The following is a 25,240-nucleotide window of genomic DNA, read 5'->3' as shown; positions in this document are numbered from 1 at the left end:
CGCGTGGCGCTGAAGTACGGAGGCGACTACAACCCCGAGCAGTGGCCCGAGGAGGTCTGGGCCGAGGACGTGCGGCTGATGAGCGAGGCGGGCGTGAACTTCGTCACGGTCGGCGTGTTCTCGTGGGCGCTGCTCGAGCCGGAGGAGGGCCGCTACGACTTCGGCTGGCTCGACCGCGTGCTCGATCTGCTGCACGGCGCGGGCATCGGCGTCGACCTCGCGACCGCGACCGCGTCGCCTCCGCCGTGGCTGTTCGCCGCGCACCCCGAGATCCTGCCCGAGGACGAGCGGGGCGTGCGGCGCTGGCCGGGCTCGCGGCAGCACTACTCGCCCACCTCCCCGGCGTACCGCGCGCACGCCGCGCGGCTGGTGCGGGCGATGGCCGAGCGCTACGGCGCGCATCCGGCTCTCGTGATGTGGCACATCAACAACGAGTACGGCTGCCACACCAACCTCGACTACTCCGACGACGCGGCGCGGGCGTTCCGCGTCTGGCTCGAGGCACGCTACGGCGGCATCGACGCGCTGAACGCCGCGTGGGGCACGGCCTTCTGGTCGCAGCACTACACCTCGTTCGAGCAGATCCTGCCGCCGCGGATCGCGCCGAACTTCCGGAACCCCACTCAGCTGCTCGACTTCCGCCGCTTCAGCTCGGACGCGCTCCTCGAGTGCTTCCTGATGGAGAAGGCCATCGTGCGGGAGATCTCACCGGACGTCCCCGTCACCACCAACTTCATCGGCGCGTTCGAGCCGCTGGACTACTGGCGATGGGCGCCGCACCTCGATGTGATCTCGGACGACAACTACTACGACCCGTTCGACGAGTCGAGCCCGATGAAGGCCGCCTTCTCGCGCGATCTGATGCGCTCGCTCGGTGGCGGCCGCCCCTGGCTCCTGATGGAGCAGGCGACCTCGCACGTGCAGTGGCGGACGACGAACGCGCGGAAGCCCACGGGCCAGATGCGCTCGATGTCGCTGCAGGCCCTGGCGCGCGGCGCCGACGGGATCAACTTCTTCCAGTGGCGCCAGTCGGTCTCGGGCGCCGAGAAGTTCCACTCGGCGATGCTGCCGCACGGCGGCACCGACACGAGGATCTGGCGCGACGTCGTCGAGCTGGGCGACGCGCTGTCGCGGCTCGGAGCCGTCGAGGGCGTCCGCTCGCGGTCCGAGGTCGCGATCGTGCTCGACTGGGACAGCCGGTGGGCGATGGAGGCAGGCGCGCACGCGCAGACCTTCGACTACCTCGCGGGCGTCGAGAGCTGGTACCGGGGGCTCTACGCGCGCAACGTGCCGGTCGACTTCGTGCCGCCCTCCGCCGATCTGAGCGGCTACCGCGTGGTCATCGCGCCGCAGCTCTACGTGCTGTCGGTCGAGGACGCCGCGCGGCTCGAGCGCTTCGCCGCCGAGGGCGGGGTGCTGCTGGTGGGCTACTACTCGGGCATCGTCGACGAGGTCGAGCGGATCCACGACGGCGGCTATCCGGGCCCGCTCGGGCAGGTTCTGGGCGTGCGCGTCGAGGAGTTCGCCCCGCTGCTGCTCGAGGGCGCGGTCGACTCGACCGTGGTGGTCGACGGACTCGAGCTCGGTGCGTTCGTGGGCACCGTGTGGTCGGAGATCGTGGTGCCGACCACGGCGACGGTCCTCGCGGGCTTCGTCGGCGGCGACCTCGACGGGCTGCCCGCGGTCACCCGCCGGGCGCACGGCTCGGGCGCGGCGTGGTACGTCGCGACGCAGCCGTCTCCGGAGGGGGTCGACCTGCTGCTCGACGCGGTGCTGACCGCCGCCTCCGTGATCGTGCCGCCGGCGGCTCCCGCGGGTGTCGAGATCGTTCGCCGCGGCGATCTGCTGTTCGTGATCAACCAGGGGTCGGCTCCGGTCGACGTGCCGCTCGAGGGCTGGGGCGTCGACTCTGCGGTGCAGCTGCCTCCGTACGGCACCGCCGTGCTCGAGGCGGGCGCGCCCGTCATCGCGTCGTCGGCGGCCGCGCGCTCGACCCTGGTCGAGTAGCGGCTCAGCGGAGGCGCATCGCGCGGGCGCAGATCGGCAGCCGTTGCGGATCCGATCCGTCACAGAAGCACCGTGCGAGTCGCGCACACGGTGCTTCTGTGACGGATCGACGCGGCGTCACACCAGGGTGCCGCCCGAGGCGACGACGCGGCCGCGGTGCACGACGAGGCGGTCGGGGTCGCGGTCCATCACCGCGGCCGTCGGGGTGTCGCCCCGCAGGACGACGAGCTCCGACGGGTCGCCGACGGCGAGGCCCGGGCGGTCGGCGACGGAGGAGAGACGGTGCAGTCCGCCGTCGATCACGGAGGCGCCGCCCCACGTCGCGACCGCGAGCGCGTGCTCGATGTCCACGTCGTTGTCGAAGCCCTGCCCGTGGGAGAGCAGGAACGCGCGCTCGAGCATGTCGCCGTTACCCCACGGCGACCAGTAGTCGCGCTGGCCGTCCATGCCGAGGCCGACGCGGACGCCGGCGGCGAGCAGGTCGAGCAGCGGCAGCTCGGCGCCCGGTCCGGGGGCGATCGTGGTGAGCGCGACGTCGAGGGCGGCCAGCGTCTCGATCGCCGCGGCGACTCCGCGGTCGGTCGACGCGAGGGCGAACGCGTGCGAGATCGAGACGCGACCCTGCAGACCGTGGGCGCGGACCCGCTCGGCGATCAGGTCCATCGAGAAGAGGCCGAGCGAGCCGCGCTCGTGCAGGTGGATGTCGAGGCCGACACCGTGCTTCTCGGCGAGGGCGAAGACGGCGTCGAGGTGGCGCACGGGGTCGCGGTCGATCTCGCACGGGTCGATCCCGCCGATCAGGTCGCCGCCGAGCGAGAGGGCCTCGTCGAGCAGCTCGACGACTCCGGGTTCCACGAAGACGCCCACCTGCGGGAACACCACGATCTCGACGTCGCTGCGGTCGCGGTGCGCCTCGCGGGCCGCGAGCACGCCCTCGAACTTCTCGAGACCGGAGTCGGCGTCGACCTGTGCGTGGCTGCGCACGCGGGTCGCGCCCTTCTCGATCATCGTGCCCAGCGTCGAGGTCGCGCGGTCGGCCACGGAGGCCTCGGCGCTGCGCCAGTGCGCGCGGTCGTTCATGATCCGGCCCCAGCGGCCCTCCTCTCCGGTCCGCGGCCGGAACGGCAGTCCGAGGCGCGTCGAGTCGAGGTGGACGTGCACGTCCGAGAAGGACGGGACCAGGATGCCGCCGCGGCCGTCGACGACCGCGTCGGCCGCGCCCTCGCCGACGGGGGCGATCGCGACGATCCCGGTCTCGTCGACGACGACGTCGCGCGCCTCGCCTCCCCAGGGGCGGACGTCGCGGAGGAGCGTGGAGCTCGGCATGGGGTGGAGCCTTTCAGATCGAGAGGGAGTCGGTGTCCGATGCTCAGTCGGTGAACGTCACGTCGCTCAGCACGTACTCGCCGTCGGCGCGGGGCGTCCACTCGATGCCGGGGGCGACTGCGTAGTCGGCGTCCGGAGTGAACAGGGGGTCGATGAACGCGTTGTCGATGTTGGTCTGCGCGATCTCGGCGAAGACGGCCGCGCGCTCGTCGCCGGTCACGGTCCGCTGCTCCTCGACGAGCGCCGCGAGCTCGGGCGACTTCGCGTAGTCGTTCTGCCCGCCCGCGAAGAGGTTCGTGGCGGGCATGTCGCCGTCCATCGTCGACGGCGCCCACGTGTTGAGGTACAGGCCCTCGACCGAGACGGTGCCGTAGATGATGTTCGAGAGGCTCGCCTGGTCGGTGCCCTTCAGCTCGACCGTCATCCCGACCGCCTCGAGGTAGCCGCCGATCGCCTGCGCGATCTCGGACGAGAGCGGGATGCGCCCCTCCGTCGCGTACTGGAGCGGGATCGTCTCGCCGGCGTAACCCGCCTCCGCGAGGAGCGCCTCCGCGGCCTCGGGGTCGTACTCGGTGGCGTCGATGTCGGCGTAGCCCGTCACATCCGGAGCCACGATCTGGTCGTTCGCGACCGCGCGGCCACTGAGCACGCCGTCGACCAGGGACTGCTTGTCGATCGCGAGCCGGATCGCCTGGCGGACGCGCGCGTCGGCCAGCACGCCGGTGCTCGAGTTCATGCCGAGGAAGGTGACGCCGTTGGCGGTGCGCGAGGCCACGTCGACGCCGCTGCCGCTCAGGGAGTCGACCTGGTTGGGCGAGATCAGGGCGATGTCGAGGCTGCCCGACGAGACTCCGTTGAGCCGCGCATCCGAGTCGCCGACCGTCTGGAACGTGACCTTCTCGACCTCGGGCTCCTCGCCCCAGTAGTCGGGGTTCCTCTCGATGACGTACTCGACGCCGCGGGTGTAGCTGACGAAGCGGAACGGGCCGCTGCCGACGGGGGCGGCCGCGAAGCCCTCCGAGCCGAGCTCGGTGTAGACCGTCTCGGGCACGATCGAGATGGCGGTCGTGATCGAGGGCCACGGAGAGAACGGCGCGTTCAGGGTGAAGACGACGGTGGTGTCGTCGGTCGCCTCGACCGACTGCAGCACGCCCATGTAGCCGAGGTTGTCGGAGTCGGGCGAGGCCAGGATCGTGTTGTAGGTGAACGCGACGTCGCCGGCGGTGACCGGGTCGCCGTTCGAGAACACGGCGTCGTCGCGGAGGGTGAAGGTCCAGGTCGTCAGATCGGCGCTCGGAGTCCACTCGGTGGCGAGCGAGGGCTCGATCACGCCGTCGGCGTCGAGCTTCGTGAGCTGGTCGAACACGTTGTAGTAGTAGTTGTAGCCCGCGAGCGACCCGTCCATGATCGGGTCGGGCGCGCTCTCCGGCTCCGCCACCTGGCCGATGACGATGTCGCGGTCGGCCGAGGCTCCGCTCGAGGCTCCCGAGCAGCCGGTGAGGGCCGCGATCGTGAGCGCGAGGGTCGTGAGGGCGATGACGGGCGTGGCGCGGTTCCTGGTCATGAGCGGTGGGTTCCTTCGATGAGTGAGGGGGCTTCGGTGGGGTGCGGGGCGGCCGGCGCGTCCGGGCGCTGCCGGGGGTCGGAGAGCGGGATGGAGTCCAGGAGCGAGCGCGTGTAGGGGTGCGCGGGGGCGTCGAACACCTGGTCGCGGGTGCCGACCTCGACGAACTCGCCGCGGTTCATCACCGCGACGCGATCGGAGAGGTAGCGCACCACGGCCAGGTCGTGGGCGATGAAGAGGTACGAGAGTCCGCGGGCGGCCTGCAGGTCCTTCAGCAGGTTGATGACCTGCGCCTGCACCGAGACGTCGAGGGCCGACACGGGCTCGTCGAGCACCAGCACGTCGGGCTCGAGCGCCAGGGCGCGGGCGATGCCGATCCGCTGGCGCTGCCCGCCCGAGAACTGGGCGGGGCGGCGCTCGAGCGCGTCGGTGCCGAGGCCCACGTCGTCGAGGAGCGAGACCACGCGGTCGCGGGAGTAGCGTCCGGCGATGCGCAGCGGCTCCGCGACGATCTCGTGCGCCGTCAACCGCGGGTTGAGGGCCGAGTACGGATCCTGGAACACCAGCTGCATCCGGTTCTGCACGCTCCGCCGCTCGCGGGTCGAGAGGGTGTCGAGCCGGCGCCCGAGCACCTCGATCGAGCCGCTCGCGACGGGGTTGAGGCCGAAGATCGTGCGGACGAGCGTCGACTTGCCGCAGCCGGACTCGCCGACGAGCCCGAGGGTCTCGCCGCGCCCGAGCTCGAACGAGACGCCCTTGACGGCCTCGATGACGCGGCGCGAGCGGAGGCCGGTGCGCTGACGGAACCGCACGTGCAGGTCGTCGACCTTCAGCACCGGCGCGCTCACGCGGTCACCTCGGCGGCGAACCGCGGGGTCTGCCGCGCGAAGTGGCAGGCGGCCCACTGGTCGCCTCCGACGTCGTCGAGCAGCGGCTCGAGCTGGGTGCAGAGCTCCGACTTGGCGGGCAGCTCGCAGCGCGGCGCGAACGGGCAGCCGCGCGGGCGGTTCTGCGGCGACGGAGGCGACCCCGGGATCGCGTAGACCCGGTCGCCGCTGTGCTCGGCCGACAGCAGGCTGCCGAGCAGCCCCGCGGTGTAGGGGTGCGCGGGGTGGGCGAAGACGTCCCAGACCGATCCCCGCTCGACCACGCGGCCGGAGTAGAGGATGCACACGACGTCGGCGACCTCGGCCACGAGACCCAGATCGTGCGTGATGAGCACCATCGCCGCGTCGGTCTCGGCCCGCACGGTGCCCAGCACGGTCATGATCTGCGCCTGGATCGTGACGTCGAGCGCGGTGGTCGGCTCGTCGGCGATCAGCACCGAGGGCTCGTTCGCCATCGCCATCGCGATGACGGCCCGCTGCCGCATGCCTCCCGACCACTGGTGCGGATAGGCCTTGGCGCGCTGCTCCGGATCGGGGACCCCGACGTCGGTGAGCAGGCCCGTGACCCGGCGCCGCACCTCGGCGCGGCCGAGCGAGCGGTCGTGCACCTGCAGCGCCCGCCCGATCTGACCGCCGACCCGCTTGACCGGGTTCAGCGCCGTCATCGGGTCCTGGAAGATCATCGCGAGCTCGCTGCCGCGCAGGCCCCGCAGCTCCGGCTCCGGCATCCCGAGCACGTCGCGGCCGCGGTAGTGCACGGTGCCGCCGAGCACCTCGAGGCCCGCGGGGAGCAGGCCCAGCACGGCGAGCATCGTCACGCTCTTGCCCGAGCCCGACTCGCCGACCAGGCAGAGCACCTCGCGCTCGTGCAGGGTGAACGAGACGCGGTCGACGAGGGTGACGGTGTCGCCGTGCTCGTCGGTGTAGCCGACGCTGAGGCTCTGGACGTCGAGCAGGACCGCTCGGTCGTCGGCGGGCGAGGTGTCGTCGAGGGGGGTCATCGGAGGCTCCGCTTCACGGATCGTCGTGACGTGCGTCGGACAGTGGTCGCCGAGCCCTCTGCGGTGAAGCGCTGGCTCAGCAGGTTGGTGCCGGCGACCGTGAGGAAGATCGCGACGCCGGGGATGACCGCGAGGTGCGGCGCCTGGCGGACGTAGTCCTGGCCCTCGCTGATCATCAGGCCCCAGCTGGGCGTCGGCGCCTGCACGCCGAGGCCGAGGAAGTCGAAGGAGGAGGTGAGCAGCATGACCGCGCCGATGTCGCTGGAGGCGAGGATCATCATCTGCACCGCGACGTTCGGCACGATGTGCCGCCGCACGGTCCACAGACCGCCGGCCCCCTGGATCCGCGGGGCGAGCACGAAGTCGCGGTCCCGCAGCGCCATCGCGGTGCTGCGGGCGACCCGGGCGTAGCCGACCCAGTAGGTCGCGGCGAGCACGGTGATCATCAGCCAGACGCTCGGGCCGAGTGATGCGGCGAGGGCGATCAGCACCAGGATCACGGGCATCGCGAGCTGGATGTCGGCGAGGCCCATCAGCACGTTGTCGGTCCTGCCGCCCACGTAGCCCGACCACGTGCCGATCGCCATGCCGACGAGGCTGTTGACGACCACGATCAGCAGGACGATGCCCAGCGTGACCCGGCCGGCGAGTGCGAGGCGGCTCGCCTCGTCGCGGCCCAGCGCGTCGGTGCCCAGCCAGTGCTCTGCGGACGCTCCCGGCGCGGCGAGCACTGTCGAGAGGTCCTGGGCGAAGGGGTCGTAGCCGGGCAGGAGCGGGTAGACGAGCGAGAAGAGGACGATCGAGCCGACCATCGCGGCGCCGAGGACCTGCAGGGCGGGCACCCGGCGCCCGCGGGCGAAGGCGGTGGTGATGCCGGCGCGGAGGGCGCCGGTGCGGATGATCTCGGTGGTCGTCATGCGAGCCTCACTCGGGGATCGATGAGCCCGGACACGAGGTCGACGAGCAGATTGGCGAGGATGAACAGCAGGGCGACCACGATCAGGCCCGACTGCACGACCGGGAAGTCGCGGGAGTAGACGGCGCCGAGCATCAGCTGCCCCATGCCCGGCCAGGCGAAGACGTTCTCGACGATCACGAGGCCGCCGAGGAAGGAGCCGAGGCTGATGCCGGCGACCGTCAGCACCGGCAGGAACGCGTTGGGCAGCAGCTCGCCGACGACCACGCGGAAGCGGTTCTCGCCGCGGGCGAAGGCGGTGCGGGCGTAGTCCTGCGTCGACTGCTCGGTCAGGGCGTTGTCGAGCAGTCGCGTGTAGAGCACGAACTGGCCCGTCGCGATGGTGAGCGCCGGCATGATGATCGCCAGCGGATCCCGGTTGCCGAGCGAGGGCAGCAGGCCCAGCCAGACCGACAGGACCAGGACCAGCAGCAGGCCGAAGAAGAAGTCCGGGATGGCCTGGCGGGTGGAGCCGAGCCCGAGCGACAGGGCGCGGAGCCCTCGGGAGCGGGTGAGCTGGATGACGACTCCGGCCACGAGCGCGAGGGCCAGGCCGAGCACGAGGCCGACCGCGCCGAGTGAGAGCGACGCGGGCAGCCGCTCGAGCACCAGCTGCATCGACGAGACGCCGGCCTGCCGGTAGGAGTCGCCGAAGTCGCCGGTGACCAGCCCGCCGAGGTACTGCAGGTACTGCTGCCAGAGCGGCAGGTCGAAGCCGAGACGGTGGTTCAGGTCGGCGATCTGCTCGGGCGACGCGTTCTCGGTGAGCAGGAGCGCGGCGGGGCTGCCGCTGAGGCGGCCCAGGCCGAAGGCGATCGTGACGACGGCGAAGATCGTCGCGAGACCCTGCAGGAGTCGTCGGCAGATGTACGGGCCCATGGCGCCACCTCCGTTCTCGTGGGATGTCGGTACTGCTGTCGGTACTGCTGTCGGTATACAGAATTGCCGCTTCTCTGTTTCGTGCGCATCACGGGAGGTTTCGGGAGTGTAAACATCCGGACCGCGGTTCTGTATCCGCAAAGCACCAGTTGTCGCCCGAATTCCGCTCATTTCGCGGCCCGTCAGCACCTTCTGCATACCGGCACCGGGCGCGAGGCCGCTGCTCGCCCAGGTGCGGTGGCGGTAATTCTGCATACAGAATGGGCGCAGGAGGACGACATGTCGACACGCATCATCACGTCGGAGGAGTGCGAGGCGCTCACCGAATGGCCCGGGCTCATCGCCGCGCTGGCCGACGCCCACCGGGCCCTCGCCGACGCAGGCGCGGTGCAGCCGGTCCCCGAGGCCCTGCGGATCCCCGGCGACGCCAGCGCCGACGGCCCCGCCGCCGTCCCGATGAGCGCCTTCGCGCCCTACCTCGGTCTCGCCGCCGTCAAGCTGCTGATCGACGCCCCGCGCAACCGTGCGAGCGGGCTTCCTCCGCAGCGCTCGACGGTCTCCCTCTACTCCGCCGACACCGCCGAGTGCCTCGCGCTGATCGACGGCCGCGCGCTGACCCGGCTGCGGACGGCCGCCGTCTCGGCGCTCGCCACGGGGGCGCTCGCCCGCCCCGGATCCCGGATCCTCACCCTCGTCGGCGCCGGCCCGCTCGCCCGCGAGCACGCGCTCGCCCTCGGCTCGGTGCTGACCCTCGACGAGGTCCGCGTGTGGTCGCCGTCGGGATCGAGCGCCACGGCGCTCGCCGCCGAGCTCGTCGCCAACGGCGTCCCGGCGACGGCGCCGGACGACCTGGAGAGCGCCGTGCGCGGCGCGGACGTCGTGTGCACCCTGACGCCGTCGGTCGAGCCTCTGCTCGAGGCGGGCTGGCTCGCCGACGGCGTGCACGTCAACGCGGTCGGCTCGCCGCCCCGGCACGGCTACCGCGAGCTGGGCGCTGACGCCTTCGCGCGCGCCGACCGCGTGGTGGTCGACACCCGCGGGATCGCCTTCTCGGAGTCGGACAACGTGCGCCGCTCCGGACTCCGGCCCGCCGATGTGGCCGAGCTCGGCGAGGTGCTGGTCGGGCGCGCCACCGGCCGCCGCTCGCACGACGACGTCACCGTGTTCAACTCCGTCGGCATCGGCCTGCAGGATCTGGCCGCGGGCGCCTACGTCCTCGCCCGGGCCGAACGGGCGGCGCTCGGCGTCGAGGTCGAGACGCGGGCCGCGCGGTGACGGTGGGCGTGCCGACCCGGTTGAATAGGGGGAGTCGAGCGAAGGAGGCCCGCGTGTCGAGCATCGCCCCCGAGGAGTCGCTGACCGCCCAGACCTACCGCACGCTCCGCCGCGAGATCATCCTCGGCCGCTACCCGCAGGGCTCGCGGCTGGTCGAGTCGACGCTCGCCAGCGAGCTGAACGTGTCGCGGCTCCCGATCCGCGAGGCGGTGCCGCAGCTCGAGAACGAGGGCTTCGTCCGCACCCTGCCGAGGCGCAGCTCCCGCGTCTCGGAGTGGACCGCCGCCGACGTCACCGAGCTGTTCGACGTGCGCCTCAGCCTCGAGACCCTGGCCGCGCGACTGGCCGCGCGCCGCGTGGCGGAGGGCGTGTCGCCCGCCCCGCTGCACGACGCGATCGCCGCCGAGCACCGCGCGCTCGACAGCGAGGACTGGCTGCTCGTCGCCGAGACCAGCACGATCGTGCACGAGGCGATCGTCGACATCGCCGGCAGCGCGCTGCTCGGCTCGCTGATGCGGGCGGTCAGCGGGCGGATGACGTGGCTGTTCTACCTGACGTCGGCGCGCGACCAGCATCAGCAGTCCGACGAGCACCAGGGCCTCCTGGAGGCGATCCTCGCGGGCAACGACCGCCTCGCCGAGTCGATCGCCTTCACCCACATCGAGAAGGGCCGCGCCCCGTCGCTGCAGCTGCTCGGGACGGCGCCGCACGAGCAGTGAGGGAACCCCGAACCGTCGAGGCCGCCCCGTAGGGCGGGCTCCCTCGACGCTCCGGGGTTCCCTCGGTGTCAGGCGGCGCGGCGGCGCAGCAGCAGCATCCCGCCGCCGAGCAGGAGCGCGAGCGCTCCTGCCGGGAGCAGCGACAGGTCGGCGCCGGTCGCGGCGAGGGCGTCGTGCGATCCCGCCGCCGGCGCAGCGGTCGGAGTCGTCACGGGGACGACGACCGCGGTCGGCTCGGGCGAGGGCGCGGGCGTCACCGCGGGCTCGGTCGGCGCGGGCGTCGGCACCGGCGTCGGCTCGGTCCCCTCCTGCGCGAGCACCGGCACCGTCGACCAGTCGATGTCGCTCGCCAGGCCGTACGAGGTGTACGACGGCTGGTTGTAGGCGGTGTTCTGGCGCGCGACCTCGACCCGGTACTGCGGGTCGTGCATCAGCGTGGTGAGCTTGCGGTCGGTGACCTCGGTGCTCGAGTAGATCCGGATCGCGCTCGAGTCGGCCGTCGGCAGCAGCAGCTCCTCGCGCCAGTCGCCCAGCACGTCGGCGACCAGGGACGCGTTCCCCTTCGTCCCGTTGTTCGTCACCGTGCCGTCGGCCGAGAGCAGCACCGTGCCGTCGCCGGTCACGATCGTCGGAGTGACCGGGGTCGCGTCCTGCATCGTCGTGCTCGCGACGATCTGCGTCGTCATGTCGGCCGCCCAGCGGATGCTCTGGTTGGTGCCGGGCTGCGTGTCCGAGAGCGGCTCGCCGGCGGCCGACAGCTCGCCGATCGCCCACACCTCCTGGCCCGGGATCGCCGGGTCGATGTCGCCGATCATCCCGCGACCGGTGTCCTTGCCGGAGTAGGCGCCGAAGAGCACCTCGCCGGTCGCGGCGTCGCGCAGCGCGTACCCGTAGGGGGCGCCGACACCGCCCTCGTGCACGGTGAAGATCTCGAGGCCCGGGCGCGCGGGGTCGATGTCGGTCACGTGCATCGCGTCGCCGTGGCCGAGCTTCGCGGAGGTCCCGGGCGCGGAGCTGCCCTCGGGGAGGGTGTCGTAGGAGCTGTAGAGCAGGCTGCCGTCGTCGTCGAGGGTCGCGGAGCCGTAGACGATCTCCTGGCGGCCGTCGCCGTCGACATCCGCGGCGCTCAGCGAGTGGAAGCCCTGGGTGGTGAGGGTCGCCCACTCGGGGCTGGTCCCCTCCCGGCCGTGCGGGGCGTCGTTGAACGGGTTCGTCATCGGCACGTGGCCGCTGTCGGCGACCCAGCGCTGCGTGAGCGAGGTGCCGTCCCAGTCGTAGGCGACGACGACGGCGCGGGTGTAGTAGCCGCGGGCGAAGACGGCCGAGTGGGTCTCGCCGTCGAAGGAGGCGACTGCTGCGAGGAAGCGGTCGTTGCGGTTGCCCGGCTCGATCCGCGAGTAGGCGTAGTCGCCCCAGAGCAGGCCGTCGTCTCCGCGGCCCGGCTCGTAGGCGACGGTCTCGAGCTCGACGCCCGACTCGCCGTCGAACACGGTGAGGTACTCGGGGCCGTCGAGGATGAAGCCCTCGAAGGTGGTCAGGTCGTTGCGGTCGCTGCGGCTGGGCGCGTAGACGTCGATGAAGTAGTCGACGAGCTCGGTGGCCCCGGCGCGGTCGAGCGGGTACGTGTGCGTGGGGGCGGTGCCGAACGCCTCCTCGAGGGTCGCGGGCCACTGGCCGCTCGTCACCTCGTCGCGGGTGCTCCAGCCCTCGAACACCCCGATGAGGTGCTCGCGGTAGTCGGCGGCCGAGAGCCGGTAGTCGTCGGCGGGGGTGACTCCCGCGGCGACGTCCTCGGGGAGCAGCGTGATCGACTCCGCCCGCGCCGGGTCGCCGCCGGGCAGCGTCACGGTGCCCGGAGCGGTCTTGGTCATGATCTCGGAGCGGCCGTCGCCGTCGAAGTCCGAGACCATGAACTGCGTGTAGTGGGCGCCCGAGCGGATGTTCACGCCCAGGTCGATCCGGTGCAGCAGGGTGCCGTCGGCCTCGTAGGTGTCGAGGTAGGTGCTGCCGGTGTAGCCCTTCTGCGAGACGTCCTTGGCGTTGGAGGGGTACCACTTCACGACGTACTCGTAGTCGCCGTCGCCGTCCATGTCGCCGACGCTCATGTCGTTGGCGCTGTAGGTGTAGGCCTCGCCGGCGGGAGTGACCCCGTCGGCCGGCTTCTGCAGCGGCAGGGTCTCGAACGCGTCGGCGGAGGCGGTGGCCGGCGCGCTGGGCTCGCCCGGCTCGCCGTCGACCAGCGCCACCACGCGGTACTCGTCGCCGGGGGAGCCGGCGGGGTCGTGCAGGTTGGTGCTGTCGGTGACGACTCCGACGCGCTCCGCGCCGCGGTAGACGGCGAAGTCGGCTCCGACCATCCCGGTGCCGGAGGAGCCGGTGACCTCGGTCGCGAGCAGGCGCCAGCTGACGAACACGCCGCCGTCGGGCGAGGCGAGCGCGACGACGCCGCGGTCGAGGTCCTCGAGCTGCACGGTCAGGGCGGGGTTCGCGGTGGCGGCGGTCTGAGCGCCGGCGGGCGACGCGGCGGCGAGCGCGACGCCCGCGATCAGGGCGAGCCCCAGGCCGGAGCGGAGAGCGGAGCGGCGCCGCGGGAGCCCCGCGGCGGACGTGCGGGCAGCGGTGTGTGGACGTGAATTCGGCATTGAATCCCTCGGCATCGATGGCGACCGGGCTGCAGGAATGCGCTTTCCCCCGGCGGTGCCACCCTATGTGAAACCTTTCAGAGGGGTCAACAGCCGCAGCGCTCGCCGGCCGCGCCCGCGGTCACCAGGTGTCGTCGGCCTCGTCGGAGGTGTCGGCGGCGATCATCTCGACGATGGTGTCCACGGTCAGCCACGGGCCGTTGCTGACCTCGCCGATCTTCTCGCGGTCCTTGAAGACGACGATGCGGTCGCTCAGCCGCACCACCTCCTCCAGCTCGGAGGAGATGTAGACGACCGACACCCCCTCCTTCGCGAGCTGCGCGATGTGCGCCTGGATCTCGACCTTCGACGCCACGTCGATGCCGCGGGCGGGCTCGTCGAGCACGAGGAGGCGGGGCCTGGTCGCGAGCCAGCGCGCCAGGACCACCTTCTGCTGGTTGCCTCCGGAGAGGTACTTGACCGGCGTGTCCGGATCGGCGGGAGTGATGTTGAGCGCCTCGACGTAGGTCGCGACGAGCGCGTCGGTCTCGGCGGCCGACAGCGGGTGCGCCCAGCCGCGCAGCGCCTGCAGGCCGAGCACGAGGTTCTCGCGGAGGGAGAGGTCGCCGATGATGCCGTCCTCGCGGCGGTTCTCGCTCGAGTGCGCGATGCGGTTCCGCAGCCCCGAGACCGGGTCGCTGATCTGCGCAGGCTCCCCGTCGATGAGCACGCGGCCGCTGTCGGCCTTCTCCACGCCGCTCAGGAGGGACGCGAGCTCGGTGCGACCGGAGCCGCGCAGGCCCGCGAAGCCCACGATCTCGCCGCGGTGCAGCTCGAGGTCGGTCGGTGCGACCGCTCCGCGCCGGCCGATGCCGTAGGCGCGGTAGATCGCCGGACCGGTCGGCTGCCTGCGGTGCTCGCGGCGGTCGGAGCCGATCTGGCGCAGCGCCTCGATGTCCTCGCCGATCATCTTCGCGATCAGCTCCGCGCGGTCCATCGCGCGCGCCGGGTACTCGCCGACGGTGCGGCCGTCGCGCAGCACGGTCACCCGGTCGGACAGCGTGAGGACCTGCTCGAGGAAGTGCGACACGAACACGATCGCGACTCCCTGGTCGCGCAGCCTCCGCAGCACCGCGAACAGGCGCGCCACGTCGCCGAGGTCGAGGCTCGAGGTGGGCTCGTCGAGGATCAGCACGCGGGGCCGGTCGACCATGGCGCGGCCGATGGCGACGAGCTGGCGGATCGCGGGGGAGAGCGAGCGCAGCGGCAGGTGCGGGTCGAGGTCGCCGAGGCCGAGCTCGGTGAGCATCTCGGCCGCCCGGGCGTGGGTGCGCGACCACGAGATGCCGAGGCGCCCCCGGATCTCGTGGCCGATCATCACGTTCTCGCCGATGCTGAGGTTGTCGGTCAGCCGCTCGTCCTGGAACACGGCGGTGATGCCGGCGGCCTTCGCGTCGGCCGGTCCCGAGAAGCGGCGCGCGACTCCGTCGAGCACGATCGAGCCCGCGTCGGGCTGGTGGATGCCCGTGAGCGTCTTGATCAGCGTCGACTTGCCCGCGCCGTTCTCGCCCATCAGCCCGTGGATCTCGCCCGGGACCAGCCTCAGGCCCGCGCCCTCGAGCGCCGGGCCGGAGGAGAAGGACACGTGGATGCCCGACATCTCGACGACGGGGTCGGCGCAACGCGGAGTCGTCCTCGACTGGAATGCCACGTGCCGTCCTCGGTTCGTGTCGGGCGCGCCGTCAGGGTCGGAACGCCAGGATGCCGCTGATGATACGCGAGCGCGGCCCCGCGGATCACCCCCCGGGTCAGGCGCGCGGAGGAGCCGTCGACTCGCGGACGACGAGCTCGGTGGCGATCCGCGTGCGCTGCGGGATCTCCTGGCCGCGGATCCGCGCGTGGATCACCTCGGCGACGGTGGTGCCGAGCTTGTCGAAGTCCTGCCGCACGGTCGTCAGCGGGGGCAGGAAGTGCCGCGCGGTCGGCAGATCGTCGAAGCCGATGATGCTGACGTCCTCGGGCACCCGGATGCCGCGCTCGACGAGCCCGTGGATCACTCCGAGCGCCATCTCGTCGTTCGCGACGACCATCGCGGTGAAGTCGGGGATCGAGCGCAGGCTCGTGGCGAAGTCGTAGCCGGAGTCGGGGGTCCAGTCGCCGACGACGATCGGCCGCTCGTGCATCCCCCACGCCTTCGCGCGGGTGTGGAAGGCGCGCTCGCGGGCGCGCGCGTCGAGCCAGTCGAGGGGCCCCGACATGTGCAGCACGTCGCGGTGCCCGAGCGAGGCGAGGTGGTCGACGGCCTGGCTCATCCCGCCCTGCTGGTCGACCGAGACGGTGAGGAAGTTGGGGTCCTTGTCGGACTTGACGACCAGGGTCGGCACGCCGATCTCGACGGTGCGCAGCGTCGCGACGGAGGAGGAGCGCGGCGCGATCACGCACAGCGCGTCGATCCCGAGGCCCGAGAGGTGGTTGATGGCGTCGACGGGCGACATGTCCTGGTCGTCGCGCAGGGCGACGGAGGTGATCGAGTAGCCCTTCTCGCGAGCGGCCCGCTCGATCGCGCGCAGGGTGCTCGAGGGGCCGAACTCGGCTCCGCTCTCGATCATCACGCCGATGCGGTCGGTGCGCTGGGTGACGAGGGAGCGGGCGGCGATGTTGGGCCGGTAGTTCAGCTCGTCGACGGCCTCGAGGACCTTCTGGCGGGTCGACTCCTTGATGTTGGGGTGCCCGCTGAGGACCCGCGAGACGGTCATGTGCGAGACGCCGGCGACCGCGGCGACATGACGGAGGTTCGGCCGATCGGCCATGAGAGGACCTCCTCCGCTCCCCGGGCGGGTGAGCCGCGCACCCCCGGTGCGGGCGGCGTGGAGTGCCGCCGCCGTCGTGAGTGCGTCCAGCATAGCCAGGTGGGCTTGCGCGCCCGCGGCGAGGCGTGATCCGGCCCGCTGCGCGGACTGCTCGATCACCTCGCGCCGCCCGACATCGGCTGAGACGAGGGGCCCTCGCCTCGCGGCGGGGGCCACCCCGTCTCAGCCGATGCTCTGCGGGTCGCTGCGCGTCAGCCGCAGCTGCGCGCGGAGTACGGCGCCGTGGTCGTCGCGGTGACGGCCGAGCCTCCGACCGTCGCCGTCGCGGTGACCGTGGCCTCACCCGCGGCGAGCTGCGCCGCGCGCACCGTGTAGGCGGCGGAGGCGCTCGCGCCCGGCTTCACGGCGGCGAACGTCTTCACGCCCTCCGCCGTGCGCACGGTCACGTCCATCGGCACGGTGTCGCCGTTCTTCGCGATGACCGTGAGCACCGGCTTGCCCGCGACGCAGCGCGAGGAGGCCGTGGCCGTGACCTTCAGCGAGGCCTGCACGGTGACCGTGGCGGTCACCGGCATCCGCGACGCGTCCTGCGCGACTCCCGAGACCGTGAAGGTCCCGGCGACGGCGTAGGAGCTCGGCGCGACGGCGTCCCAGGTGACGGCGACCGACTGCTTCGCTCCGGTCTTCGTCGTGATCTCGGCGCCGGGCAGCACGGGCGCGGTGCCCACCGGGGTCGTGACCGCGATCGGGGCGACCGAGGCCACCGCGATCGAGGGGGCGAGGCCCTCGAGCACCTTCTGGTACTCGGCGCGGGTCACCGGGATGACCGTGCCGTGGCGGGGCTTGCCGCCGTCGGAGTTCTGCGGGAGGTTCGTCCGCAGCTTCGCTCCGAGCGGCTGCCACGAGTCGCCGTTCGCCAGGTCGTCCGAGCCGAACGGGATGTAGTGGTTCGGGCCGCCGTGGTAGTCGGGCTGGTCGATGAACAGGAACCAGTCGAGTCCGTTCACGTCGCCCTCGTTGGCCGGGAACACGTTCGGGCCCTCACCGCTGGTGAAGGTGCCGCCGGGCTCGCCGTTGGGCAGGCCGGAGGCGACGCGCTCCTTGACCAGGGTCCACTCGTCTGCCGGGCCGGAGGTGCCGGGCAGCGTTCCGCTGATGGTGGCGAGCAGGTCGGTGCTCTTCTCCTCGCGGAGCGTCATCGACGCCTCGTCCTTGGTGAAGCGGTAGTAGGTGTCGCCGTCCTTCGCGATCGTCGAGTCGATGGTGCCGCGGCCGGTGCCGCGCTTGACGTCGATCCACGGCTTCGCCTCCGAGAAGGTGACGAAGTCGTCGGTCGTCGCGTACATCATCTGGTTGTAGGTGACCGCGGTGCGGTCGGCCGCGTTCGTCGTCGGGTACATGTTCGAGGCCCAGAACACCACGTAGGTGTCGAGCTCGTCGTCCCAGTACGCCTCCGGGGCCCAGGTGTTGCCGGCGAAGTCGGTCGAGACCTTCACGTGGCGCTGCGCCGACCAATTGACCAGGTCGGTCGACTCCCAGACCTCGATGTACTTCGAGCCCGACTTCTGCGCCGTGTCGAAGCCGCCGGCGAGGCCGTCGATCTTCAGGTCGGTGGCGAGCATGAAGAACTTGTCGCCCTCGGGGGAGCGCACGATGAACGGGTCGCGCAGGCCCTGCGTGCCCTGCGTCGAGGTGAACACCGGCTGGCCGCCGTTGAGCGTGTTCCACGACAGCGCGTCGTCGCCCTTCGAGGCGGCGAGGCTGACGCGCTCGGCGCCGGCACCCTCACCCGTGAAGAACGCCCACACGTAGGCCTCGGTGTCCTCGGTCCCGGAGGGGAGCGGGGTGAGGCGGAGCGTGAAGTCGCGCGTCTTCACGACGGATCCGCTGGTCGCGGTCGCGCGGACGACGACGTCGATCGCCGGGGAGCCGGCCTGCGGACGGTCGACGACGATCGTGCGGCTGTCGGCGGTGCTGCCGGCGCGCACGGTGGCGCCCGATCCGACGACGGTCCACGCGATGCTCGAGCCGAGCGCGCCGCGCGCGGGCACCGAGACGTTGGTGCGGACGTCGGAGACGTTCGGGATGCTGATCGCGTCGAGGTCGCGCTGCGCCTTGTCGGCGTCGGCGACGTCGGCGACGACCTTCACCGGGTAGTCGACCGAGCGGGTGTCGGTGCCCGACGTGTAGGTCGCGCTGAGCGTGACGGAGGCGTCGGGGGAGCCGGCCGCGGGGCGGACGACCGTGGCGGTCGATCCGTTCACGGTGACCGCCGCGTTGTTCGAGCGCCAGGTGATGGCGACACCGGAGGAGCTGGCGGGCAGGGCGAAGTCGGCCGTCGCCTCGGTCGGGATCGTCACCGACGCGACGGCGCGGTCGATCGCCTCGGAGGAGTAGAGCGCCTTCACGGCATCGGCGCTGAGCGCGCTGCCGTAGACCGCGAAGTCGTCCACATCACCGCTCCAGCCGGGGTCGTTGTAGGTGGAGCGCGCGAGGTAGGCGACGAGGGACGAGCCGAACGAGGCGACATCGCGCGCGATCGCATTCTGGCTGATCCGGGTGCCGTTGATGTACACCGACAGGGTTCCTGTCGTGCCGTCGATGACGGTCGTGTAGAGCGAGAGGCCCGCGGGGGTGCGGGCGCCGGTGGTGCCGGCGTTGGTCGCTCCGGGGCCGACCTCGGTGCCCCAGGGGGCGCCGGCGTTCACGGAGTTGGTGACGACGGACTTCACGTAGCCCGACGGGTTGCTCGGGTTGAGCAGCCAGTAACCGGAGGAGTTGGAGGCGCCGGACGCGACGGGCGCGCCGACGAACGCGGCGGCGACGTTGCCGGGGCCGGAGCGGGGCGACAGCCAGGTCGAGAAGGTGAGGTCCTTCTTGCCGACGAGGCCCGCCGTGGGGATGTCGAGGTAGGGGGCGGCGGAGGCGGATCCGCCGGGCAGGCTGATCTTCCCGTCGGCGAACGTGGCGCCCGTGCGGCGCACGGTGGCGTCGTAGCCGTTGCCGCTCGTGTCGGCGACGGTCGTGCCGGTGGGCGCGGTGTCGAAGGTGTAGTGCAGGAGCGGCTTCTCCGTCGCTCCGAAGGCGGAGCTCGGGACCGTGGCCCCGAGCAGCGCCGTGGCGGCGACGGTGGCGACCGCCAGGGCGGTCCTCACCGCCGATCGTGATCGTGTCATCAAGAACGTCCTCGTGGTCGATGCGGCGAGGGAGGCACGACCCGCGGAATCGACGGACCTGTGCGTCATCGCACGGAATGTGAACGTGAACATACTAGGCGCGCAGGTTTCGCTCAGACCAGCCCCGACGGCATCGGAGCCCGATCGGATTTCCGCGATTGACCGCGGTCACCGGCGCTGTTACCGTGAACAAAATTCTCCGCCGCACCCGGCCCCGGACGACCTCGACGACGAGATCGCAGCGCCTCACGCGGTGGAGCCCCGTGCGCCTCCTCCTCGCCCGCAGGCGCTCTCCCCTCGACTCCCGGGGGTGCATCGCCCCCCGGTGCGCCTCCGGGCACCACGCCCCTCCGCCTTCCGACGATGGAGTCACCATGACCACTCGACCGACCGACGGTGCGCCCCGGGCACTGCCCCGGCGCCTCACGGCCTGGCTGCTGATCCTCCTGGCGGCGATCGTGGCCCTGCCGCTCGCCGCCGCGAGCCCCGCGGCGGCGCTCGGCGAGCCGACCTTCAGCAACCCGATCGAGCCGGACACCGCCGACCCGACCATCGAGTGGCACGACGGCAACTACTACATGGTCGCCACCACCTGGGACAACCGCGTGGTGATGCGGAAGGCGCCGACCCTCGCGGCGCTCGGCACGGCGACTCCGACGACCGTCTACTCCGACACGAACGCCGGCCGGAACGCCAACATGTGGGCGCCCGAGCTGCAGCGCCTCAACGGCCCGAACGGCTGGCGCTGGTACCTGATGTACACGATGGGGACGGCGGGGAACTTCGACCGTCAGCACCTCCAGGTGATCGAGAGCGCGGGCGAGGACCCGATTGGGCCGTACACCTACAAGGGCCGGCCCGTGCCGACCGACTCGTGGAACATCGACGGCGCCTACCTCGAGCTGAACGGCGAGCTGTTCATGACCTGGTCGGCGTTCCAGCCGGGCAACGGCCTGCAGAGCAACTACATCGCGCGGATGTCGGACCCGTGGACCGCGACCGGCCCGCTGAACGTGCTCTCGGAGCCGGTCGAGTCGTGGGAGACCATCGGCGCACCGGTGAACGAGGGCCCGATCCCGCTGCAGAAGGACGGCCGCACCTGGATCGTCTACTCGGCCAGCTTCTGCGGCACCGAGGACTACCAGCTCGGCACTCTGGAGTACGGCGGCGGCGACCCCGTGCTGGCCTCCTCGTGGACCAAGAGCGACGGCCCGGTCTTCTCGAAGGCGAACGGCGAGTACGGCACCGGCCACAACGACTTCTTCGACTCGCCCGACGGCACCGAGACGTGGAACCTCTACCACGCCAACGCCCGCCCCGACGGAGGCTGCGGCCGCGAGCGCTCGGCCCGCGCGCACCTCGTCGAGTGGGCCGCCGACGGCGAGCCCGAGTTCGGCACGCCGCTCGGCACCTCCGCGCAGATCCGCGTGCCCAGCGGGGAGAACGCGCCGATCACCGCGCGCGTCGAGGGCGCCCCGTGGCAGCTCGTCAGCCGCAGCACCGGCCTCTGCGCGACGGTCTCGTCCGCCCAGAGCGGGGACGGCGCCTCGGTCGTGCAGGGCTCGTGCTCGACCCCGCGCGCGAACTGGACCCTCGACCCCACCGGCGACGGCTCCCTCCGCCTCGTGAACGCCAGCAGTGGCAAGGCCCTCGGGCCGGTCGGCTGCTCCACCGCCGCCGGAGCCGCTCTGCAGCAGTCGGCGTGGCTCGCGGCCGGCTGCCAGCAGTGGACGGTGGCGCCCGGCTCGGGCGGCTGGTCGACGCTGACCAGCCGCACGGGCGGCACGGTGCTCGAGGCCGTCGCCGGCGGAGCGATCCGCCAGTCGACCGCGACCGCCGCGGCCTCGCAGGAGTGGGCGCTGCGTCCCTCCGGGGCGGTGGCCATCACCTCGTTCGTCACCGGCAAGTCGTTCGACCTGCCGAACTGCTCCACCGCCGACGGCGCCGTGCTGCAGCAGCAGGAGTGGCTCGGCTCGCCGTGCCAGCGCGTCACCGTCACCGCCGCGGCCGACGGGGCCGTCGAGATCCACCCGGTCTCGGCCGCCGCCAAGTGCCTGTCGGTCACCGGAGGCTCCACCGCCGACGGCGCGACCGTCAGCCAGGGCGCGTGCGGCGTCACGGGCAGCGCGTGGCGCCTCCAGCCGCGCACCGACGGCACCGTCGAGCTGCGCGCGGTCCACAGCGGCAAGGCGCTCGACCTCTCGAACTGCTCGGCCGACAACGGCACGCGGATCGGCCAGTGGAGCGTGCTGAACAACGACTGCCAGCGCTTCCGCGTCTCGCTCGGGGCTCCGGCTCCGACCGTCGCGCTGCAGCTCGCCGCCACCTCGACGGTCCGCTGCGTCGCCGGCAAGCCGGTCATCACCACGACGGTGAGGAACACCGACGACCTCCCGGCCGACATCACCGTCACCACCGCCGCCGGTACGAAGACCTTCCCGGCGGTCGCGGGCGGGAAGAACGCCACCGCGAGCTCGACGGTGCGGCAGGCGTCGCTCGCGGCGGGCACCGCGACGGTCTCGGGTGCCGGAGTCGACGACGCCGGCCGGACCGCTGCCACCACGGCCGCGTACCCGGCGATCACCTGCGGTTGACCCCCGCGTCCAGCACTGTGCGAAGGAGCACCATGCCCACCACCTCCCGGCGCGCACCCCTGCGCGCCGTCCTCGCCGCCCTCGGCATCGGGGCGGTGCTCGCGTCGGGACTCGTCGCGCCCGCCGCCGTCGCCGCCGAGGCGCAGATCCCCTCCTCGGGGCTCCTCGCCGACTACCGCTTCACGCAGACGACCGGCGCGAGCGTGCCGAACACCGCGGGAGGCGCCGTGGGGGCCGCCCGTGTCGTGAACGGGACCGACGCGCTCTGGACCGGCACGTCGCTCCGTCTCACCGGCGGCGCCAAGACGAGCGCCGCGCCCTGGGTCGAGCTGCCCGACGACCTGCTGAAGGGGAAGGCCTCGGCCACGGTGACCGTCGAGACGCGCGCCGACGCCTCGATGCTCTCGACCTTCCACTTCCTCTGGAACCTCGGCAGCGACAGCACCTCGCAGTACTGGTTCGCCTCGGTGCGCGACAAGGTGCGCACGGCGATCACGACCGGGGGAGGCGGTGCCGAGAACAACGCGCGCAGCGCCTCCGGCATCGCGGCCGACCGCTGGTACAGCCTCACCTCGGTGATCGACGGCTCGGCCGGCACGATCGCGTTCTTCGTCGACGGCGTGCGCGTCGCGTCGGCCCCGACCGCGCTGCGCCCCTCCTCCGTCACGGACCAGTCGCTCAACACCATCGGCCGCGCGCCCTACCCCGATCCCTTCTACAAGGGGGAGGTGTCGGCGTTCCGCGTCTACGATCGCGCGCTGAGCGCCCAGGAGATCCTCGACGTCTCGACGGTCGACGCGGCGCCCCACGCGTCGACCTTCGCGCCGCTCGTGTCGGGGATCCTCGACTCCGTCACCCCGGTGACCGTCGACGACTCGACCACGACCCTCCCTGACTACGGTGGAACCGTGACCTGGGCCTCGAACGACCCGACCCTCCGCGTGACCGACGGCCGCACCCTGAACGCCGACCGCCCCGCCGCCGGACAGGCCGCCCGGGCCTCGACCCTCACCGCGACGGCCTCGATCCGTGGCGTCGCTCAGACGCGGCAGGTCGCCGTCACCGTCGAGCCGCAGGTCGGCGTCGACACCCCCTACGGCTACCTGATGGTGCACTTCATCGAGGACGCGGCGGGCTACGCCGAGAAGATCTACCTCGACGTCTCGCGCGGCGACGACCCCGAGAAGTGGGACCCGCTGAACGGCGGGAAGCCGATCCTCGCCTCCGACCTCGGCACGACCGGCGTGCGCGACCCGTACCTCACCTACAACCCCGAGACCCGGAAGTACTACATCATCGCCACCGACCTGCGGGTCTTCGGCGGCGACCAGGGCTCGGGCTCGTGCACGAGCTGGTGCTACTGGACCACGCAGGGCAGCACGAGGATGAACGTCTGGGAGTCGACCGACCTGGTCTCCTGGAGCGATCTGCGGCAGTTCGACGTCGCGCTGGACGGAGCGGGAGCGAAGGCCCTCGAGGCCGGCATGATGTGGGCGCCCGAGGCGACCTGGGTCCCCGACTACTACGCCGCGGGCCGCGGAGCGTTCGTCGTCTACTGGTCCTCCACCGTCTATCCGACCGCTGACCACACGCCCGGCACCGGCTCGTCGCGCGTGCTGTGGGGCGCGACCACCGACTTCACCCAGGCGACGTACTCGTACGGCGGCACCTTCATCGACACCGGCGCCGACGTCATCGACACGACGATGATCCAGGACGACGGCACCACCTACCGGATCTCGAAGGACAACGGCACCGGCCGCGGCATCTACATGGAGTCGACGACGGCGGCCAAGTGGTGGCTCCCGTCGACCACGTGGACGCCGCTGCAGACCCGCATCGGCGCGGTCTGGGCGGGCGGGAACGCCGGGGGAGTCGAGGGGCCCGCCGTGTTCAAGGACCACGGTGCCGACCGCTGGTACCTCTACGTCGACGTGATCCCCTCCACCGGCTACCGCCCGATGGTCACCACCGACCTCGACGCGGGCTGGACGCAGCTGAACGACCCCGGCTTCACGATGGCGCCGTCGACGAAGCACGGCGGCATCGTCTCGCTCACCGCGGGGCAGTACGCCGAGGTGCGCGCGGCCGACGCCGCCTCGGCCGTGCGCTCCGACCTCGGCGAGGTCGGCTCCGTCGCGGCGCTGCCCGCTCGCACCGACGTCGTGCTCGCTTACGGCCGCGGCACCGCCTCGCAGCCGGTGACCTGGGACGTCTCGTCGGTGGGCACCGCTCCCGGCCGCTACCCGGTGACCGGAGTCGTGCGCACGATCGGCGCGAACGACAACCAGTGGGTCGGGGCAGGCGGATCGACGGCCTACAACGCCCCCGGTCGCGTGCTCTCGAGCTCGACCGCCGTCCGCGTGACCGCCACGGTCGTGGTGGCCGCGTCGACGGCGACGCTCACCGCGTCGACCCGCTGCGTGGCGGGGAAGGTCGTGGTGACCGGAGTCGTGAAGAACACGGGCACGTCCGCGGTCTCCGTCGTGATCCGCTCGGCGTGGGGCGTGTCTCCGGCGCTGACCGCGGCTCCGGGCGCGAACGCGACGCACGCCTTCACCACCCGGGCCGTCTCGGTCGTGGCGGGCGAGCTGACGGCGACGGCCGGCGGCGCCACCCTGACGGCGCCGTACGCGGCCCGCAGCTGCGGCTGAACCGCGGCAGGGCGGCCGGCTCGCCGGATGCATCAACCGGAGACTCGCCACCCGCTGCCTGCACTGCCTGTTGATCGAGTAGCCCGCGCAGCGGGCGTATCGAGATCCACCACCGTCAGAAGGCCAGGTCGGAACGCCGATCTGCTGAAGCCGGCGGGTCTCGATACGCCCCTGCGGGGCTACTCGACCAGCAAGCTGGCAGCCAGGACCCCTCTTCCCCCCTCCCGCCGAGATGCGGAGCGGCTGAGCCGGCGGCACAACATCAGCTGAGAGGTGGGGGCGTCCCCCGTCAGCGGAGGCACCCCCGTCTCAGCTGATGGTGCGGATCAGGTCGCGTTCCACTCGCGGAGGAACTCCGCGGTCGTCCTGGTCTCCAGGTCGAGCTCGACCTGGCCGAGCAGGTGGTGCGGGTCGCCGATGTCGGCCTTGGTGCGGAGGACCTCGGCGCCGGTGTCGAGGCGGGTCACCACCAGATCGTGCACGGTGACGACACCCCCGCCCAACGCCGCGTCGATCGCCATCCGGAGTCCGCTGAAGCGCCGGAGGCGCAGCTCGGCCCGGAGGTGCTCGGCCGCGATGTCGTTCTCGTCCACGCCGTCACTGTAGCGAGCGGCCGAGGCGTCAGCGGCGGACCTGGAACCAGCGGATCAGCTCGCGCAGGGCGGGGAGGTCGGACTCCTCGAGTCCGGAGGCGGTGTGGCTCGCGTAGACGATGGAGCGGAGCTCGTCGGGTCGGACATGACCCGATCCCAGCAAGGCGGAGACGTCACGG

At 72.1% G+C, this 25,240-nt stretch carries 17 protein-coding genes; 5 read left to right on the top strand and 12 right to left on the bottom strand.

Features of this window, described 5'->3' with window-relative positions; translation table 11 throughout:
• Nucleotides 1–3 precede the first annotated feature (3 nt).
• Nucleotides 4–2,007 carry a beta-galactosidase gene (locus GSU68_RS16940; protein ID WP_208544603.1) on the top strand — a complete coding sequence of 668 codons (2,004 nt, stop codon included), beginning with the start codon at nucleotides 4–6 and terminating at the stop codon, nucleotides 2,005–2,007.
• 117 nt (nucleotides 2,008–2,124) lie between these two features.
• Here the strand turns inward: GSU68_RS16940 and GSU68_RS16935 are convergent, their stop codons facing one another.
• From GSU68_RS16935 to GSU68_RS16910, 6 genes are read right to left on the bottom strand one after another with little or no spacing between them, the layout of a single operon-like run.
• A complete protein-coding gene (locus tag GSU68_RS16935) occupies nucleotides 2,125–3,333 on the bottom strand; it encodes an amidohydrolase family protein (protein ID WP_159909815.1) in 1,209 nt (402 codons plus the stop codon).
• Between the two features lie 43 nt (nucleotides 3,334–3,376).
• Entirely contained in the window at nucleotides 3,377–4,897 is a 1,521-nt protein-coding gene (locus GSU68_RS16930) for an ABC transporter substrate-binding protein (protein WP_159909814.1), read from the bottom strand.
• A complete protein-coding gene (locus tag GSU68_RS19745; RefSeq protein ID WP_159909813.1) occupies nucleotides 4,894–5,745 on the bottom strand; it encodes an ATP-binding cassette domain-containing protein in 852 nt (283 codons plus the stop codon). Before GSU68_RS19745 ends, GSU68_RS16930 begins: the two co-directional genes overlap by 4 nt.
• On the bottom strand, nucleotides 5,742–6,785 hold the full coding sequence (locus tag GSU68_RS19740) for an ABC transporter ATP-binding protein (protein ID WP_159909812.1): 1,044 nt from the start codon (nucleotides 6,783–6,785) through the stop codon (nucleotides 5,742–5,744). Before GSU68_RS19740 ends, GSU68_RS19745 begins: the two co-directional genes overlap by 4 nt.
• The gene (locus GSU68_RS16915; protein ID WP_159909811.1) at nucleotides 6,782–7,702 is read right to left on the bottom strand and encodes an ABC transporter permease; all 921 of its coding nucleotides are present in this window, start codon (nucleotides 7,700–7,702) and stop codon (nucleotides 6,782–6,784) included. The genes GSU68_RS19740 and GSU68_RS16915 overlap by 4 nt, the downstream gene beginning before the upstream one ends.
• Nucleotides 7,699–8,619, bottom strand: coding sequence for an ABC transporter permease (locus GSU68_RS16910; protein ID WP_159909810.1), 921 nt, complete (start codon nucleotides 8,617–8,619; stop codon nucleotides 7,699–7,701). Before GSU68_RS16910 ends, GSU68_RS16915 begins: the two co-directional genes overlap by 4 nt.
• Before the next feature lie 279 nt (nucleotides 8,620–8,898).
• On the opposite strand from GSU68_RS16910, the gene GSU68_RS16905 reads away from it, so the two are divergent.
• Both GSU68_RS16905 and GSU68_RS16900 read left to right on the top strand, forming a co-directional pair.
• Nucleotides 8,899–9,894, top strand: a complete 996-nt coding sequence (locus GSU68_RS16905) for an ornithine cyclodeaminase family protein (RefSeq protein ID WP_159909809.1) — start codon at nucleotides 8,899–8,901, stop codon at nucleotides 9,892–9,894.
• Between the two features lie 53 nt (nucleotides 9,895–9,947).
• Nucleotides 9,948–10,613, top strand: coding sequence for a GntR family transcriptional regulator (locus tag GSU68_RS16900; RefSeq protein ID WP_159909808.1), 666 nt, complete (start codon nucleotides 9,948–9,950; stop codon nucleotides 10,611–10,613).
• Nucleotides 10,614–10,681: 68 nt separating this feature from the next.
• Here GSU68_RS16900 and GSU68_RS16895 read toward each other — a convergent pair whose 3' ends face one another.
• From GSU68_RS16895 to GSU68_RS16880, 4 genes are all read right to left on the bottom strand, one after another.
• Complete coding sequence (locus GSU68_RS16895; RefSeq protein ID WP_159909807.1) at nucleotides 10,682–13,255, bottom strand: rhamnogalacturonan lyase; 2,574 nt, start codon at nucleotides 13,253–13,255, stop codon at nucleotides 10,682–10,684.
• Nucleotides 13,256–13,376: 121 nt separating this feature from the next.
• Complete coding sequence (locus GSU68_RS16890; RefSeq protein ID WP_348272499.1) at nucleotides 13,377–14,945, bottom strand: sugar ABC transporter ATP-binding protein; 1,569 nt, start codon at nucleotides 14,943–14,945, stop codon at nucleotides 13,377–13,379.
• Between the two features lie 97 nt (nucleotides 14,946–15,042).
• Nucleotides 15,043–16,044: a LacI family DNA-binding transcriptional regulator gene (locus GSU68_RS16885; RefSeq protein WP_159909806.1), complete on the bottom strand. Its 1,002-nt coding sequence runs from the start codon at nucleotides 16,042–16,044 to the stop codon at nucleotides 15,043–15,045.
• A gap of 251 nt (nucleotides 16,045–16,295) precedes the next feature.
• On the bottom strand, nucleotides 16,296–19,220 hold the full coding sequence (locus tag GSU68_RS16880) for an immunoglobulin-like domain-containing protein (protein ID WP_159909805.1): 2,925 nt from the start codon (nucleotides 19,218–19,220) through the stop codon (nucleotides 16,296–16,298).
• A 374-nt stretch (nucleotides 19,221–19,594) separates the two neighbouring features.
• Between GSU68_RS16880 and GSU68_RS16875 the strand changes: the two genes are divergently transcribed.
• Together GSU68_RS16875 and GSU68_RS16870 are read left to right on the top strand one after the other, a co-directional pair.
• The gene (locus GSU68_RS16875) at nucleotides 19,595–21,814 is read left to right on the top strand and encodes a family 43 glycosylhydrolase (RefSeq protein WP_159909804.1); all 2,220 of its coding nucleotides are present in this window, start codon (nucleotides 19,595–19,597) and stop codon (nucleotides 21,812–21,814) included.
• 32 nt (nucleotides 21,815–21,846) lie between these two features.
• Nucleotides 21,847–24,468: a LamG-like jellyroll fold domain-containing protein gene (locus tag GSU68_RS16870; RefSeq protein ID WP_159909803.1), complete on the top strand. Its 2,622-nt coding sequence runs from the start codon at nucleotides 21,847–21,849 to the stop codon at nucleotides 24,466–24,468.
• A gap of 326 nt (nucleotides 24,469–24,794) precedes the next feature.
• On the opposite strand, the gene GSU68_RS16865 is transcribed toward GSU68_RS16870, so the two are convergent.
• Together GSU68_RS16865 and GSU68_RS20100 are read right to left on the bottom strand one after the other, a co-directional pair.
• On the bottom strand, nucleotides 24,795–25,061 hold the full coding sequence (locus GSU68_RS16865) for a hypothetical protein (protein ID WP_159909802.1): 267 nt from the start codon (nucleotides 25,059–25,061) through the stop codon (nucleotides 24,795–24,797).
• Between the two features lie 28 nt (nucleotides 25,062–25,089).
• Nucleotides 25,090–25,224: a hypothetical protein gene (locus tag GSU68_RS20100; protein ID WP_279631041.1), complete on the bottom strand. Its 135-nt coding sequence runs from the start codon at nucleotides 25,222–25,224 to the stop codon at nucleotides 25,090–25,092.
• Nucleotides 25,225–25,240: the final 16 nt, after the last annotated feature.

Origin of the sequence: Rathayibacter sp. VKM Ac-2759 (assembly GCF_009834225.1) — a bacterium.
In the GTDB taxonomy this organism is placed as follows: domain Bacteria; phylum Actinomycetota; class Actinomycetes; order Actinomycetales; family Microbacteriaceae; genus Rathayibacter.
This window is presented reverse-complemented; position numbering and strand designations above follow the sequence as displayed.

Bases quoted from the DNA above. Each gene is read 5' to 3' on its own strand.
- GSU68_RS16885 (WP_159909806.1), bottom strand. From the start codon at position 16,044: ATGGCCGATCGGCCGAACCTCCGTCATGTCGCCGCGGTCGCCGGCGTC.
- GSU68_RS16880 (WP_159909805.1), bottom strand. From the start codon at position 19,220: ATGACACGATCACGATCGGCGGTGAGGACCGCCCTGGCGGTCGCCACC.
- GSU68_RS16910 (WP_159909810.1), bottom strand. From the start codon at position 8,619: ATGGGCCCGTACATCTGCCGACGACTCCTGCAGGGTCTCGCGACGATC.
- GSU68_RS16915 (WP_159909811.1), bottom strand. From the start codon at position 7,702: ATGACGACCACCGAGATCATCCGCACCGGCGCCCTCCGCGCCGGCATC.
- GSU68_RS16930 (WP_159909814.1), bottom strand. From the start codon at position 4,897: ATGACCAGGAACCGCGCCACGCCCGTCATCGCCCTCACGACCCTCGCG.
- GSU68_RS16870 (WP_159909803.1), top strand. From the start codon at position 21,847: ATGCCCACCACCTCCCGGCGCGCACCCCTGCGCGCCGTCCTCGCCGCC.
- GSU68_RS16905 (WP_159909809.1), top strand. From the start codon at position 8,899: ATGTCGACACGCATCATCACGTCGGAGGAGTGCGAGGCGCTCACCGAA.
- GSU68_RS16935 (WP_159909815.1), bottom strand. From the start codon at position 3,333: ATGCCGAGCTCCACGCTCCTCCGCGACGTCCGCCCCTGGGGAGGCGAG.
- GSU68_RS19740 (WP_159909812.1), bottom strand. From the start codon at position 6,785: ATGACCCCCCTCGACGACACCTCGCCCGCCGACGACCGAGCGGTCCTG.
- GSU68_RS16895 (WP_159909807.1), bottom strand. From the start codon at position 13,255: ATGCCGAATTCACGTCCACACACCGCTGCCCGCACGTCCGCCGCGGGG.
- GSU68_RS16875 (WP_159909804.1), top strand. From the start codon at position 19,595: ATGACCACTCGACCGACCGACGGTGCGCCCCGGGCACTGCCCCGGCGC.